Source organism: Ensifer sp. M14, from assembly GCF_003355565.1.
In the GTDB taxonomy this organism is placed as follows: domain Bacteria; phylum Pseudomonadota; class Alphaproteobacteria; order Rhizobiales; family Rhizobiaceae; genus Ensifer.
This window is the reverse complement of record NZ_QJNR01000018.1, coordinates 233366-247396: the sequence shown is the minus strand read 5'-3', so window position 1 is coordinate 247396 and position 14031 is coordinate 233366. Positions and strand designations below refer to the sequence as shown.

At 62.0% G+C, this 14031-nt stretch carries 14 protein-coding genes; 2 read left to right on the top strand and 12 right to left on the bottom strand.

The genetic code is table 11. The features are described from left to right. The first annotated feature begins 6 nt into the window (after positions 1–6). Positions 7–384, top strand: coding sequence for a hypothetical protein (locus BLJAPNOD_RS35290; RefSeq protein ID WP_139353928.1), 378 nt, complete (start codon positions 7–9; stop codon positions 382–384). A 109-nt stretch (positions 385–493) separates the two neighbouring features. Here BLJAPNOD_RS35290 and BLJAPNOD_RS33630 read toward each other — a convergent pair whose 3' ends face one another. From BLJAPNOD_RS33630 to BLJAPNOD_RS33585, 10 genes are all read right to left on the bottom strand, one after another. Continuing rightward, positions 494–1441, bottom strand: coding sequence for an FAD:protein FMN transferase (locus BLJAPNOD_RS33630; protein ID WP_077502315.1), 948 nt, complete (start codon positions 1439–1441; stop codon positions 494–496). A 4-nt stretch (positions 1442–1445) separates the two neighbouring features. Then, the gene (locus BLJAPNOD_RS33625) at positions 1446–2027 is read right to left on the bottom strand and encodes a nitrous oxide reductase accessory protein NosL (protein ID WP_077502314.1); all 582 of its coding nucleotides are present in this window, start codon (positions 2025–2027) and stop codon (positions 1446–1448) included. Further along, positions 2024–2845, bottom strand: coding sequence for an ABC transporter permease subunit (locus BLJAPNOD_RS33620; RefSeq protein WP_077502312.1), 822 nt, complete (start codon positions 2843–2845; stop codon positions 2024–2026). Before BLJAPNOD_RS33620 ends, BLJAPNOD_RS33625 begins: the two co-directional genes overlap by 4 nt. Then, positions 2842–3741 (bottom strand): ABC transporter ATP-binding protein, encoded by a 900-nt coding sequence (locus BLJAPNOD_RS33615; RefSeq protein WP_115423008.1) that lies wholly within the window; start codon positions 3739–3741, stop codon positions 2842–2844. The genes BLJAPNOD_RS33620 and BLJAPNOD_RS33615 overlap by 4 nt, the downstream gene beginning before the upstream one ends. Then, positions 3707–5035 carry a nitrous oxide reductase family maturation protein NosD gene (locus BLJAPNOD_RS33610; protein ID WP_115423007.1) on the bottom strand — a complete coding sequence of 443 codons (1329 nt, stop codon included), beginning with the start codon at positions 5033–5035 and terminating at the stop codon, positions 3707–3709. Before BLJAPNOD_RS33610 ends, BLJAPNOD_RS33615 begins: the two co-directional genes overlap by 35 nt. Before the next feature lie 3 nt (positions 5036–5038). Next, the gene (gene nosZ / locus BLJAPNOD_RS33605; protein ID WP_115423006.1) at positions 5039–6967 is read right to left on the bottom strand and encodes a TAT-dependent nitrous-oxide reductase; all 1929 of its coding nucleotides are present in this window, start codon (positions 6965–6967) and stop codon (positions 5039–5041) included. A 36-nt stretch (positions 6968–7003) separates the two neighbouring features. Next, the gene (locus BLJAPNOD_RS33600) at positions 7004–9160 is read right to left on the bottom strand and encodes a NosR/NirI family protein (RefSeq protein ID WP_115423005.1); all 2157 of its coding nucleotides are present in this window, start codon (positions 9158–9160) and stop codon (positions 7004–7006) included. Positions 9161–9650: 490 nt separating this feature from the next. After that, the gene (gene ric, locus BLJAPNOD_RS33595; protein WP_077502302.1) at positions 9651–10322 is read right to left on the bottom strand and encodes an iron-sulfur cluster repair di-iron protein; all 672 of its coding nucleotides are present in this window, start codon (positions 10320–10322) and stop codon (positions 9651–9653) included. Between the two features lie 177 nt (positions 10323–10499). Beyond that, positions 10500–10820 (bottom strand): DUF6522 family protein, encoded by a 321-nt coding sequence (locus BLJAPNOD_RS33590; RefSeq protein ID WP_077502300.1) that lies wholly within the window; start codon positions 10818–10820, stop codon positions 10500–10502. Continuing rightward, the gene (locus tag BLJAPNOD_RS33585) at positions 10814–11026 is read right to left on the bottom strand and encodes a hypothetical protein (RefSeq protein WP_139353927.1); all 213 of its coding nucleotides are present in this window, start codon (positions 11024–11026) and stop codon (positions 10814–10816) included. The genes BLJAPNOD_RS33590 and BLJAPNOD_RS33585 overlap by 7 nt, the downstream gene beginning before the upstream one ends. Before the next feature lie 233 nt (positions 11027–11259). Here BLJAPNOD_RS33585 and BLJAPNOD_RS33580 point away from each other — a divergent pair, with 233 nt between their 5' ends. Further along, positions 11260–11667, top strand: a complete 408-nt coding sequence (locus BLJAPNOD_RS33580; RefSeq protein WP_077502296.1) for a group III truncated hemoglobin — start codon at positions 11260–11262, stop codon at positions 11665–11667. Between the two features lie 152 nt (positions 11668–11819). On the opposite strand, the gene BLJAPNOD_RS33575 is transcribed toward BLJAPNOD_RS33580, so the two are convergent. Beyond that, complete coding sequence (locus BLJAPNOD_RS33575) at positions 11820–12380, bottom strand: hypothetical protein (protein WP_115423004.1); 561 nt, start codon at positions 12378–12380, stop codon at positions 11820–11822. An 80-nt stretch (positions 12381–12460) separates the two neighbouring features. Next, the gene (locus tag BLJAPNOD_RS33570) at positions 12461–13978 is read right to left on the bottom strand and encodes an ABC transporter substrate-binding protein (RefSeq protein WP_199566099.1); all 1518 of its coding nucleotides are present in this window, start codon (positions 13976–13978) and stop codon (positions 12461–12463) included. Positions 13979–14031 lie beyond the last annotated feature (53 nt).

Below are 14031 nucleotides of genomic sequence, written 5' to 3'. Positions count from 1 at the left end.
GCCCCCTTGAAACTGAACCCCATCGAAACGCTCAGCAACAGCGATAGCAGCAATCCATTCCACATCGTCTGCCCAACCCTTGAGTTCGTGCTTCAGAAAGAGGAAAGCAAAAGCCGGGCCACCCGTAACATCCTCGCTTCACCGCGTTCGACCCCTGGGCGAGTGCAACGAATTGCCGGAGAATACGGCACGCGAGCGCAGCAGGTTGCCCGTTCGTTGTGCAGGTCAAGCAATCGCTGCCAGTGCTGTGGCAAGATCGTCTCTAAGGAGAGTTTGCAGAGGAAGGCGATCGTCAGCCTGCTTGCGGCAATCCCGGCTTCATTCGTCGGCACGATCTTGCCAATCGGAGGGCATCACCGACATTCTGGCAAAAGGACGCCGTGACGATCCGGTCCCGAGTTCTCCACCTCGACGGTAAACGGTACGAAGACAATCCTGAAGATTGGCAGTTTTGACGTCCTGGCCCACCAGGATGTGGAAATCGAGGCGGCGCTCAAGCTCGATTCTGCCGCCGCACCGCTTTCGAAGACAGGCGAGACAGCCCTTCCAAGCGCGCACCTTCAAAATGCCCGATCATGGCGAGGATCGATCCATCGTCCGGCAGGAGGCAAGCGGCTGTCGCGAGTGCATCGGCTATGGCGGCGGAAGCGGCAGACACCGAGACAGAGCACCAGTTCGCTGGCGCGGGCACCCCGGTCGCAGGATCAAGGATATGACCGTCTCTCCCGGCCTGATCGAAGGTTGTACCGAGAGGTGCGGAGGTGGCCAGTGCGCGTTGGCGCAACGTCAGGCGCTCCCCCGTTTCCAATCGCACCGGCCACTCGCCACCCTCCGGCCGTCCCCCGAGGGCACGCAATTCGCCTGTGTCGATCAGGACGTTGGTCAGCCCCTCAGCATTCAGAAGCACGGCGACCCGGTCGGCGACATATCCTTGACCGATCCCATTCAGCGTCAGCGCCATACCTGGATGCAGAGTGATCGCCGCAGCTTCAAGCTTCACCTTGCCCCAGCCAGTATCGGCCCGAGTTCGTTCGACAGCCGCCGCATCCGGTCGCTTCCCGTTTACGCCGGATTCGGCCCAGAGCCGCCAGAGCGGCTGCACAGTCGGATCGAACCGGCCATCGCTCGCCCGATACACGGCGCCGGCCAGTGACAGACATTCCAGCAGCTCGAAGGGCGGGGCAGCAAGGTGACCATCGCGGTTCAGCCGTGAAAGCGCACTGTGCGGACGATAGAGACTGAGGATGTTTTCCAGGCGATCTACCTCGGCCATCACGCGCGTGACGATGACGTCAGCATCAGGGTGATCAATCCGGATAGAGGCACGCGCGCCAAGCGCCTGGCCAGTCCAGAAGCGGGGTGCGGTCTTGGCGCGGGCTGCACCGGGCACAGTTGCCAGGACTGCGGAAATTGCGATCAGGCGGCGTCGGGTCAGCATCATGGGATCAACCTCCGGCTGGATGAGGCAGTGCACGCACACGGCCGAGATAATCGTCGTCGTCCGCCCCCTGCTCCGAGCCGGTCTCAACCGGGGTCAGAACCATGGCATCGGTAATATTGGCAAGCGCCAGCACCTGGCCGCCCTCGACAAGGACGAAAGCCGCAGCCGCATCGCGGCTCGAAAAGGGCACGGCTTCAGGTGCGCCCATGCCACCTCGACGGGCAGAGCCAACGACGTAGAACGCCTTATCGGCGGCAACCCAGTTGCCGTCACCCGGCTGGTCCCATGTTGCCCCTGAAGCCCCCATGTCATTGACATAGATGGCACGGATCGGCGCAATCTGCTCCGGCCCACGAGCGTAGGCGATGGCGTCACGCACCTGGCTGAAGAACAGCGGCGCCGGGCTTCCGTCAAGAAAAATCTGGGCCTTCGGGCCGGGATGCTCCAGCAGGTTCATCTGACAGTAATGACCGAGGGTCTCGGGCGTCATGTCCAAGGGCACGATACTTTGGCTAGCGTGCTCTTTGCAGGCGGCAAGCAGCACAAGCCCTGCAGCGAGCAGGATGAAGCGAAATCGTTTCCTCATGGCGTCACCTTCCGGAAGGCTGCGGCAGCGAGTGCAATGGCGGCAAACGGCCAGAAGAGGAGTGAGGCTGCCGATTGCCAGAGCGGGATTGCGCCCGCAGCCCCACCTAGACCGCCAGCGGCAGCAACGGCTTGCGCCGCCGAGAGATTGAAGACGCGAAAGGCGTCGGCCGGGTTGGCGAGCAGAGCGGCGGGCAATGCCTGTGTGGTGAAGGCACCGCCTCCATCCGTAACGATCAGCGCCAACAGGGCGAGGTCGTAGAGCACCACCGCCACCAGCCAGAGGGCAATGGCCAGCCCCGCCGCCCCCGACGGCCGTCGCGCCAATGCTGAAAGCGCATAACCCGTGCCGAGAAATGTCGCACCCAGCAGGACCGAGGACCAGATCAGCCGCCACAACGCGCCGAGCCCGTTGACTGCTTCCGGATCGGACAAGACTGCCACCAAGGCTGCAGTGCCATAACCGAGCGTCACGGCAAGACCGAGGATTGCGAGATGCGCCAGAAGCTTGCCGAGCAGGATCTGCAGGCGCGAGACGGGATAGGTCAGAAGCAGCGGCAGCGTGCCGCGCTCCACCTCACCCGCCACGGCGTCGAAACTCATCAGCAATGCCAGCAACGGAACGAGATAGACCGCAAGCGATGTCAGCGAGGCGACCGTCACGGAGAGCCGGTCGACGCCGACATCGCCCGTCGGGGCCGAGCCGGCGGCGGCCAGAACCAGAGCGAACAGCACCATCATGCCCGTGGCAATAGAGACCCAACGATTGCGAAAAGCGATGCGGAATTCACACATGGCGGTGGCAAGGATGCGGTTCATTGCCCGTCCCTCCGGCTGAAATGGCTGTAGATATCCTCAAGGCTGGGCGGGATCACATCGAGATCGACAACGGCGTTCCCGAGCGCTGCGATGCGGGCAAGGAGCGGCAGTTTTTCCGATTGCGCGCAGCAAAGGCGCACGAGACCGTCCCCGCCTGGTGTGCCTTCAGGAAAAGTTGCCGCCAGCGCCGCTGAATGGCCGGACGCCGGGCGAACGGAAAAAGCGACCGGGAGCGCAGCGCGGGCCCGAAGATCGGCAAGCGTCCCTTCGGCCACCAGTTCCCCACCGGACAGGATGAGGATGCGGTCGGTGCGTGCCTCCACCTCGGTCAACACGTGAGAGGAGAGCAGGATGGCCGTTCCCTCGGCGGCCAACCCGTCGAGCAGATCGTAGAAGTCCCGTCGCGACACCGGGTCGAGACCCGAGGTTGGTTCGTCCAGCACCAGGAGACGCGGGCGGCCGATAAGGGTCTGGGCCAACCCCACGCGCTGGCGCATGCCCTTGGAATAGGTGCCGATCCGCCGCCGCGCGGCATGGCCAAGCCCGACCCGCGCAAGAAGCTCTATGGCCTGCCGCGGGTTTTCGCCACGCAGCGCGAGATAGTGGCGAACCTGCTCTTCTCCAGTCAGGGCCGGGTGAAAGGCGGCATTTTCCGGCAAATACGCCACCTGCGCCCGCGCAGCAGGCGAGCCAGGGGCAGTGCCGCAGACCGAGACCTCGCCACTGTCGAAGGGAATGAGACCAAGTACGATCTTCATCATCGTCGACTTGCCGGCGCCGTTATGGCCGAGCAGCGCTGCGCGCCGTCCCGGCTCCAGCGTCAGGGAGACGGACTTCAGCGCTTCCACCGATTGGAAGCGTTTAGTGAGCCGAGAGATTGTCAGCGTCGGTGTCATCATAGTTTCCTTCGGTCCAGCGCCCGGCGGCCTCGGCCTCGTAGGCAAGGATTTCGTGCGGGACAGGGATGGTCAGGGGCCGCATCAGCGGCACGCTGTCGCGCACGCCTCCGGGCAGCGTGGCGGGGAAATCGCGCTGGCTCCAGCGTACGATCTGCACGGCGGGCGAGCCGATGAGCAGGCTTGCCGCCGGCTGCGACCAGAGGATCTGGTCCACCAGGTCGTTGGGGCGGTAGAAACTGTCCGCAATGCCGTCGCCGTTGAGGTCGAAGGCCGGATGGTCGGACCAGAAATTGCCGCGGCCATCATGGCTCCATTCCATGTTGCGGGTGCCGACATATTTCACCTGCTCGCGGTTGGCGATGAAGGCGTTGCCCGTCAGGACATTCTTCTCCGATCCAGCCGTGAAATGGATGCCGATGCCGCAGTTCTCGAACCGGTTGTCCCAGATCAGATTCTTGTGGGCGTTGTAGATGAAGAGGCATTTCTTCGTGCCGCCGCGCACCAGATTGCCGGACACGTCGGCATTGTTGGCATAGTTCAGCATCAGCCCGTGCTCGCGGTCGCCAAGACTGAGATTGTTCAGGATCTTCGCGCGATTGGAGAACATAATGGCGAAACCGAGATGGTTGCCGATCGAGATGTTGTCGGAAACCTCGGTATTGCGGGTGTACATGAAGTGCACGGCAAAGCGCAGGTCGCGCATGACGTTGCCGCGGTAGACACTGTCGGCGCTGGCGTTGGAAAAGATGCCGTCGCGACCGTAACGGATGGCATTGCCCTCCAACAGTGCGCCGGGACTGTTCCACACATAGATGCCGTTGCCACGCTCGTTCATGCGGGGACTGCGTGTGCCGATGATTTCGTTCCCGGTCACATTAGCGTTGCGACCGCCGTGCACGTCGATGCCGTGCATATTGTCGATGACGCGCAGTCCTTCTATGCGGGCGCGGTCGGCGCCCTGGACAATCTTCACACCGGAATCGAGGTCCTGGTTCACACGACCCGAGCCGGTGACGGTGAACCCTGACAAGGTCACGTCCGGCGCGGTGATCGTCACCACGCTGCCTTGCCCGATCCCATCGACCACCGCTCCGCGAGGGCCGGTGATAGTGAGGGACCGGTCGACGGTGACGGGGCCGAAATAGGCCCCGTCGGTCAGTGTCAGCACATCGCCGGATTTAGCCCCGGCGATGGCCGCTGCGAGGCTGCCCGTACCCGGCATGACCGCGCGCTCCGCCGCTGCGAGCGGCGAGGCGAGAAGAAGGCCGATCAGGAAAACGGACAGGCGCATCGATCAGGCGCCCTTCGGTTCCACGAACATGCGTCCGCGCATTTCCATATGCAGGGCATGGCAGAACCACTGGCAATAGTACCAGTAGACGCCGGGATTGGCCGCGACGAAGGTGACGGAACTCGTCTGCTGAGGCCCAACCTCCATCGCCACGCCATGGTTGCCCATGGTGAAACCGTGGGTGAGGTCGTCGATCTCGTCGAGATTGGTGACGATGACCGTGATCTCGTCGCCCTCCTTCACCGTGAAGCTTTCCTGGCTGAAGCTGGGCGCGACCGAGGTCAGATAGACGCGAACCTTGTTGCCGTCGCGGATCACCGCGTCCGTCCATTCGTCGATGTCGACGCCATCGGCCTCGGCCTGCTTGCGCGTTTCGGCCCACAATGGGTCTTTCCGGTCCCAGACCGAGCGGATGTTCGGCAGGATAGAGGGGGCGACGGCGATTGCGTCATGCGGTTCAGCAAAGTTCGGGCCGTCGTGCACCAGCACCATCTTGTCACCGGAAATGTCGATCAGCTGATCGTTTTCCGGCTTCAGCGGACCGACATTTAGGAACCGGTCCTTGGAGAATTTGCACAGGCACACCAGCCAATCGCTTGTGGCATCCAGCGTCTCTCCCATCACCGTCTTCAGGTGTCCGGGCTGGTACTGAACGTCGAGCTTGTCCTTGATCGGGTTGATCTTTTCTCCGGCATAGGCGCGGATCGCCTCCTCGATGTTCCACTTGACCACCTGGCTATCGAGGAAGAGTGACGTATAGGCGTTGCCGCGCCCGTCAAAGGCCGTGTGCAACGGACCGAGACCCAGTTCAGGCTCCGCCACCACGGCGCTGCGCGGCTCGGCATTGTCGTAGAACAGGGCGTCGAACTTCGTCACGTCCAGCACGGTGACGGTGGGCGAGAGCTTGCCGGCGACGCACAGATGCTTCCTGTCCGGCGCCATGTTGCAGCCGTGCGGATTGTTCGCGATCGGGATGTAGCGCGTGAAAAGCGACTTGGCCTCCTTGCGCCCGTCCACCACCTTGACGCCGTTGATCTCCTCATATTGCCCGGCCGCGATGGCCTTCTCGATCTCGACGATGTTGAAGACGACGACATGGTCCATCTCGGATTTGGTCATCTCCTCCAGCGTCATACCCATTTCGGAGTTGTAGCTGGTCGAGAACGCCCACTTGCCTTCGTAGTCGGCGTCGCAATTGTCGAGGTTGCCCGAGACCTTCACCTGCCAGGCCACGTCCCACTTGTCGGCATCGACAGCGGTAAAGACGTTCACATAGGTCGAAACATCCTTCATCGTGGAGCCGTCGTTGACGAGCGGCGCTTCGTCCTCGCCATTGCAGAAGACATAGTTCGAACGCGGCCATTTCTGCGGACGCATGCCGTGAATGCCCTTGGCGTTGGGGATCTCCAGGATGGCGTCTGTCTTCATCACGTCGCAGCGCACGCGCGCAACGCGCGTGTTGGCCTTGTCGTTCATGAACAGGTAGCGGCCGTCGTATTTGCCGTCGGTGAAGGACATATGGACGTGGTGCAGGTCGCCGTTGTCGTGAATTTTCTTGCCGTTGGCGGCAAGCTGCTTCTTCGTCTTTTCACTCATCGTTCTCTGGTGGATGTGGATCGATTCGTTGGTCTGGCCCCAGCCGGTGGCCGAGCAACGGTTGAACACCGGAACCCGCATCAGTTCGCGCATCGAGGGAATGCCGAGAATACGCATCTCGCCCGTCTGGCCTGAGGACCAGAAGCCGTAATAATCGTCCAGCTTGCCGGGTGCGACCGAGCCGTCGGCACCTGTCGCGGCACGGGCCGGAGTAGCCAGTCCTGAAGCGCCGAAGCCCAGTGCGGCCGGCCCCACCGTGCCGGCCAGGATGGCGCTGCCGGCCGTGGCGCTGAAGAGAGCCCGGCGGCTCAGTCCCTTGTTTTCCTTTGATTCCATGATCGGGTTCCTTTTTTGTTTGAACCTTGGCTTCGATTAAACTTTGGCTGTGGGTTGGTGGATCGGCGCACCGCCCGGGCTTGCCGCAAGCTTGGCCCGCGACTTCATCTTCTTCATCACGACGGGGCAGACAGTTTCGGACTGATAGAGCACCTGGCAGTGCAAGCAGTTGATGCACTCGTTCGGATTGATCTCGCCGGTGCGGTGGATCGCCTGCACAGGACACTGGTTGGAGCAGGTCTGGCAGGGGTTTCCGCATTCATGGTAGCGCTTGAGCCAGTCGAACATTCGGATGCGCGCGGGGATCGCCAGCGCCGCACCCAGCGGGCAGAGGTAGCGGCAATAGAACCGCTCAACGAAGAGCCCGGCGACGAGAAGTGCGACGGCATAGGCCACGAACGGCCAGGCACGAATGAACTTCAGGATGATCGCGGTCTTGAACGGCTCTATCTCAGCCAGGTGCTCGGCCTGCTCGACACTGATCAGCGAGACGCCGAAGAGACCGAGGAAGATCATGTACTTGATCGGCCATAGCCGTTCGTGCAGTCCCCAGGGCAGCGTCCATTGCGGAATGCGCAGCTTGCGCGCGATCTGATTGGTCAGTTCCTGCAGGGCGCCGAAGGGGCAGAGCCAGCCGCAATAAGCTCCCCGCCCCCAGAACAGGAGTGCAGCTGCAACGGCAAACCACAGGATGAAGGTGAGCGGGTCCAGCAGGAATGCCTGCCAGCTGAAGCCGGCGACGAAGCTGCCGAACAGCGCCATAAGGTTGACGACGGAAAGCTGTGCGTTGGCGTACCAGCCGAGGAAAACCAGCGTCACCATCAGGAAGATGATGCGGAAGATATAGAACGCCCTAGCGTTCCTGACCGCGTAGGTCTGGAAGAAGAACACGCCCGTCAGCACAACGAGCATGGCACCCAGCACTACAATCTTCAGTTTCGAGTCGTCCCAGATGCGCTTCCACAGGTCGGCCTGGGCGGCCCCTTCGCCACGATCCGCAACAGCGGCAACGTCCTTTGCCGGCGGCGCGACGGCGCGCAGGTATTTCTGCGGAAGCTGATAGCCCAGATCGAATGTATGGAAGACCTTTTCGATCGGCCCGACCTCTCGCTGCGCCAGGAGCTGGATGCGGAAGGGTTTTGTCGGGTCGAAGCCGAGGCCGGCTGGGATGCGGAACAGGTCCATCTCGTTGAATTCCGGCGCGCTGGCGAGCGCAATGGCTCCCAGCCGACGATGGTCGCGATCACGAAAGCGAACGGAAACATCGTCCTGGATCAGCACGATGCGATCGAAGATGCCGCCGCGCACATAGCCTGAGCCCTTGAAGGAATAGAGGCCGCGCCCCACGAGGGCGATGGCATGCTCGCCCTCACCGAGCCATGCCTCCAGGTTTTTCTCCCCGGCTGACCCGAGAAGGGCCTTGGCGATGGGGGGCGCCGAGACCAGTGCCGCCTGCATCTCGATGAACGTGGTTTCCGGCGCTTGCCCAATCGCGCGATCGCGGGCGCGTTCATCTGGATGGCCGGCGAAAGCAGCGTTGACCTGCGCAACGTCGAGCGACAGGCGGCGCAGCGTGCCGTCACCCTCTGCCTCGACCCAGTCGGCTGGCGCGGCGGCCGCAGGATCGATCTCGAAGCGTGGGCCTGTATTGGCCCTTTCCGGCGCCAGTCCGCCGAGGCCGAGCGCGCGCGCGACCTTAAGCCCGGAGCGAACGATCGAATCGTCGATGACCATCACCGTCACTGTCGCGCCCGAGATGATATCGACTTCATGGGTCGTGCCACCGGACTTCGCCTCGGCGACGAGATCGAGGCCGGAGTAACCCGCGACAAGCGCCTTTACCTTGGCATCGGGAATGCCAATGAGGACGATGGGCTCCGAGTGCTTTACCAGCCGGACGCCGACAATTTTAGCATCCTTGTCCACCGCCACGAGGGTATGGATCGGCTTGCCGGAATAGCCGGTCGTTCCGACAAAGTCTGAAGTGATAAAGACCCATGCGACCGTCTGGCCGCCCTTCAGCACCGGGGCGACCGCCAGGTCGTCGCGCACGGCGCCGAAGCCGTCCGCTCCCGGCACAAGATCCGAGGCTGTTGCGGAAGGCAGATACTCCGGCAATACGGCAGCGGCGCTAGCCGATGCCGCGAAGTAAAGGCCAAAACAGAGCAGAAGGACAAGACGGACGAATTTCATTCCAGGGCGTTTCCCGCAAATCGTTGCAGGACCATTGGGACGTTGGCGCAGGATGGTCGTTGATCTGGCTCAAACAACCGCTGCTTGTCAGACCGAAGTCAGGGGCCCCAGCAAAATTCATTGCGCGCACAGCGCTTCAGGCCGACTTGAGGAAGATTAGCGTCGCTTCGCCCGTAACCGGCGCGAGAAGAAATCAATTCGAAGGTGGAATGTGCCGCTGGCCTACCACCCTCCCCTGACACAATGACCGCAAGAGGATAGCCGACGGCACGATTGACCATGGAGATTGGCCGCCGCCATGCCCGATAGGTTCATCGACGGTGCTGCCTTCATGCGACGCAAGCGTTCCCCGACCCCAAACGCGGGGCGGATTAGCGCGCGTGAACAACGCCTTAGGCACGCCTTCCCGAGTGAGGCAAAGGCGAAACTGCCGGGCAGTTCGGTTGGGAAGCCTCACCCAACCGAACGCGCTGTCGCTGGGCCAGGAGGACTACCGGGCTGCTTCGATGGTGGGAAAACGAGGAAACAGAACCTCGTTTTCCAGATGCATATGCGTGACAAGATCGTCGCAGAACTTTTCAACGCCGATATAGAGAGCTGTCCAGGACCGACAGGCGTCGCCCGGAAGCGCAAAGCCATGGGTCAAATGCTCGATCGTGGCGAGGCTCCGGCTTTCGGTTGCATGATCGTCCCGCATGCCAGCAATCAAATGCCCGATATCCGGGTCCGGCTCATGGCGCATCATGGGAAACAGAGCAAGCTCCTCCCGCGCCATGTGGGGAAGGAGGTGATCCTTCAGATCGGCCAGCGCCTCTGCCAGGCCCAGGGGCGCCGAGCGATGCGAACCGTGAACGTGTTCTACCTTCTGGGCGAGCGGGATCAGCCATTCCAAGTCGTTGCGGTGCGTCTGATGATACCGCTCCAGGATATGAGCGATAAGCTCACTGGTCTCACTCGGTGCTTCGCGCCTTGCCTCAAGCTCGAGCGCCTGGAGACGCGCGAGCAGGTGGGCCGCATCGACCCCGGCATCTGCGGCCGCCTCAGCAAGCGACACCTCACCGCCGCAACAAAAGTTGATACCGTGCTGCCTGAGCAGTTCGGCGGCCCCTGGAAGCTCGCATGCAAATGCTCCAACGGAAGTGTCCAAGTTATAGTCAGTCAATGTGTTCTCCCTACTGCCTCAAGCGGTGATCAACCGCGAGCGAAGTTAAGACGGGACAGGATCATGACCCGCTGATCAGTTGAGAACGTGAGCCGTTTTGCCTGATCGTTCTTTGTCGAAACGCAACTTCCATCAGGAGAGATCGCAACAGCAGACGATCTGAACGGCCGAGGGCGCCTAGCCGGCGTTGCCGTGACGGCGGCGCCAGTTGGCCAGGCGCTCGCGATCAAACGAGAAGACTTCGTCGACCACCTTGCCGTCGGCAGACACGGTCGCCGTCCAGAGGCGACCGCGGCATCGAAGCGTCAGCCTGAATGTTCCCAGGTGCTCCCCCTGACCGATCTCAACCTTGCTCTTGACTTCTCCGCGGCTGAGGCGGTTCCTCAGTTCCGTCGGCGGCAGACGCAGCGCCGAAGACATGGTTGCCGCCGGCACGGAAAAGTCGCCGCCGGCATCGCGCTCGACATGCAGAATTCGCCGGCTCGTCAATGTCAGCATGGGACTGCCCTTTCCGATAAAGCATTTTCTTTCGCGAGTGGGCCGGGCCGCTGCAGACGATCACGCGATGTCTCGAGGCGATCGGCAAGAAGATCGAACAAGGAACCGCCATCGACGCCGGCAGCCGGCATGCTGGCCAACAGCTCGGCGATCTCAATCGTGCAATCGCACAAGGTTGGATCCCTCTCTTCCATCTCAATCATCACGCTGAGCCCTCCTGCGTGCCCGATCGTCCTGCAGATGGACGCTCTTCTGGCAACCTGTCTGACCCTTGTTAGGCTCGCGGCGGCACGCCCTCGTTGCGCTGACGCAAGCATTCGTTGTTCGGCAGTCCCGCCACGGTGTCGCCAGTACGACAGCATGCCGCATGACCGCCGATTTACAGCGTCGCTATCGAGGCTTAAGGAAGACCCAATCAGAAGACATCGATGGAAACATCATGGGTGCGACGCTGCTTCCAACCAGTATATCCGAAGATCTGATCAGCGCGATTGTTCACGACTTCTACGGCCGTATCCGTCCAGACCCCTTGCTCGGGCCGATCTTCAACGCGCGCATCGGCGAGCATTGGGATCTGCATCTGTCGACGCTTGTCGACTTCTGGTCGTCCATCGCCCTGAAAACGGGCCGCTACAGCGGCCGGCCTCACGTCGTCCACCAGGGTCTTGACCTTGTACCTGAACACTTTGAGCATTGGCTCTCAATGTTCGAGGCAACCGTATTCCAACATTGCACCGGTGAAGCAGCAAGCTTCTTTCTCGACCGTTCAAGGCGGATCGCCGACAGCCTGCAGATCGGCCTCAACATCGGACCGAACGCGATCAAGCTGCCCGCAAAGCAGCTGTAGACGACAGTTTTTCAACAACGCTTCAGCCAGCTTACCGGCAAATGCCGTCCGCCAAACCAGGCCGAACCAGGAACGCGACAAAGCCCTGCAGCCATATGGCGTGGGCAAGCAATACTCTCGAGACGCGACCTCACCGTCCCAGGGATGCGCTGTTACAATCTGCAGATCCAGGCAGGCTTGGGCGCGCCTCGCATGGCGGCTGCATAACCTTTCGGCGCAAGGCGCATGGTCAAGATGACCGCGACTGCGATACAGGCCATTTGCCACGTCCAGCCGGCTGAAAACCCGCCTGTCCAATCATGCAGGGTCGACACGATCAACGGTGGGCAGGCGGCAAGAAGGAAGCCTCCGCCTTGCATCAGTGCTGAAAGCGCCCCTGCCGGCACGGGATCGCGGAAATGATCGAGCGCCACCACCAGTGACAGTGCGAAACACCCGCCCAGTCCGAAGCCGGTCACGGCGACGAAAAGAAATGGTGCCAGGTCAGGCGCAAGCGCAAAACCGGCAAAACCCGCAAACTGGAATCCGAGCGTCAGCCACAGCCATGGCCGGCGGTCGGATCCGTTCCGGTGCGCCAACGCCGGCAGGAAGAGGGCAGCGGCGGCCTGGCAGATTGCCATGACGGCAAGCAAGCTGCCGCTCGCCGAGGCGCTCCAGCCAAGCTGCTGATAAGAGGGGGCGAGCCAGACGACGACGGACGTGTAGCCAAGCATGGGAGATCCTTGGAGCTCTTGAGGAGGATTAGGCGCCGGGGCGACCCGTCAGACGGCCCCGGCGTGTAAGGTGGTCCCGCCTATCGCAGGTGGATTTCCCAGCCGTTGACCCGATCGGCCTTGCTCGGCTTGTAATCAACGCCCTTGGCCACGCCCCAGCTCAGCTTGTGCAGCCACAGGAAGCAGGCCGGCGCATCTTCGGTAATCGCCGTCATCGCCTTGGAGAGCATGGCAACGCGCTTTTCAGGATCGAATTCCTGGCGCTCGGCCTGGAGAAGTGCATCGACGTCCGGATTGGAATATTTCAGACGAGGCGAGGCGTCGGTCTCGAAGTACTGCGCCAGCGCTGGCGAAGGGTCGAGCATGTTGCCGCGCCCCATATAATAGAATGGGGTTTCACCGCGCTGAACATTGGTCCACAGCGTTGCCCATTCGGGCGTCTGGAGCGTCGCCTTGAAGCCGACGTCCTGGAGCATCGGGACGACCGCCTCGGCGATCTGACGATCGGCAATGTAACGACCGACCGGCGAATAGAGATCGACGGCCACGCCAACGGCGCCGGCCTCCTCCAGCAACTTCCTCGCCTTCTCCGGATTGTAATCGATGGGCGAGACATAGGCGGGATCGAAACCGAGCTGGCCCGCGCCCACCGGCCCGTTCAGCAGCGTCACCTGATTGCCAAGGATTGCCCTGGCGATGCCTTCGCGGTTGATCGAATGGCAGACCGCCTGGCGCACTTTCGGATTGTCCCACGGCGCGGTCTTGGGGCTCATGGCAATGAACATCGCTTCGGCGGAATCGACCATTTCCGCCGTCGCGTTCGGCAGTTGCTGGACGCGACTGACGAGCTGCGGCGGGATGCCCTGGGCAATCTGCACCTCGCCATTCGCAAGCGCTGTCACCCGCTGCTCAGGCTCGGCCATCATGCGATAGATGATACGCTTGGGATTGGTCGGCTGGACCATCGGGTGATCATCGACACGCTCGATGACGATATGGCTGCCGATGCCGACCTCGACGAGGCGATAGGGACCCGCACCGACCGGATGCTCCCGATCGGCCACCTTTGCACCATGCTCATCGTAGATCTTTTTCGACGTGATCTGCATCGTCGCCAGATAGTTCGGCAACGTCGCCATCTTCTGTGTCGTGGTGATGCGCAATCGCCGATCGTCAAGAACTTCGGCCTTTTCGATGTACTGTACCGAGGCTTGCGACATGCTTTCTGGATCGTTGCGCGAGCGCTCGATCGAATGGACGACATCCGCGGCAACGACCGGATCGCCATTGTGGCGCTTCCAATCAGCGCGCAGCGTCAGGATCCAGCTCAGGTCGTCTTCCGGCTCCAGGCTCTCAGCCAGGAAGGGAACGAACTTGCCCTTTTCAAAATCCCAACGGGTGAGGCAGCCGTAAACCTGACACCAGATGGAACCGATGAGCACCACGGAATCCGCGTACGGATTGTTTCCGGTAATCCCCTCGGTAATCGCGACGGTGATCTGATCGGATTTCTGCGCCTGCGCCTGCTGCGCTGCCCCGCCGGCCATCGCTGCAGCCGCGCCGCTCAGCAACAGAAGTCTCTTGATTGCCTTCATCATTAGCCCTTCCCCTCTGTCGCCCGCTTCCTCACGGACCGCAAAGCGGCCATGGC

Bases quoted from the DNA above. Each gene is read 5' to 3' on its own strand.
- BLJAPNOD_RS33630 (WP_077502315.1), bottom strand. From the start codon at position 1,441: ATGATGCTGACCCGACGCCGCCTGATCGCAATTTCCGCAGTCCTGGCA.
- BLJAPNOD_RS33625 (WP_077502314.1), bottom strand. From the start codon at position 2,027: ATGAGGAAACGATTTCGCTTCATCCTGCTCGCTGCAGGGCTTGTGCTG.
- BLJAPNOD_RS33620 (WP_077502312.1), bottom strand. From the start codon at position 2,845: ATGAACCGCATCCTTGCCACCGCCATGTGTGAATTCCGCATCGCTTTT.
- BLJAPNOD_RS33615 (WP_115423008.1), bottom strand. From the start codon at position 3,741: ATGACACCGACGCTGACAATCTCTCGGCTCACTAAACGCTTCCAATCG.
- BLJAPNOD_RS33610 (WP_115423007.1), bottom strand. From the start codon at position 5,035: ATGCGCCTGTCCGTTTTCCTGATCGGCCTTCTTCTCGCCTCGCCGCTC.
- nosZ (WP_115423006.1), bottom strand. From the start codon at position 6,967: ATGGAATCAAAGGAAAACAAGGGACTGAGCCGCCGGGCTCTCTTCAGC.
- BLJAPNOD_RS33600 (WP_115423005.1), bottom strand. From the start codon at position 9,160: ATGAAATTCGTCCGTCTTGTCCTTCTGCTCTGTTTTGGCCTTTACTTC.
- BLJAPNOD_RS33590 (WP_077502300.1), bottom strand. From the start codon at position 10,820: ATGCTGACATTGACGAGCCGGCGAATTCTGCATGTCGAGCGCGATGCC.
- BLJAPNOD_RS33580 (WP_077502296.1), top strand. From the start codon at position 11,260: ATGGGTGCGACGCTGCTTCCAACCAGTATATCCGAAGATCTGATCAGC.
- BLJAPNOD_RS33575 (WP_115423004.1), bottom strand. From the start codon at position 12,380: ATGCTTGGCTACACGTCCGTCGTCGTCTGGCTCGCCCCCTCTTATCAG.
- BLJAPNOD_RS33570 (WP_199566099.1), bottom strand. From the start codon at position 13,978: ATGATGAAGGCAATCAAGAGACTTCTGTTGCTGAGCGGCGCGGCTGCA.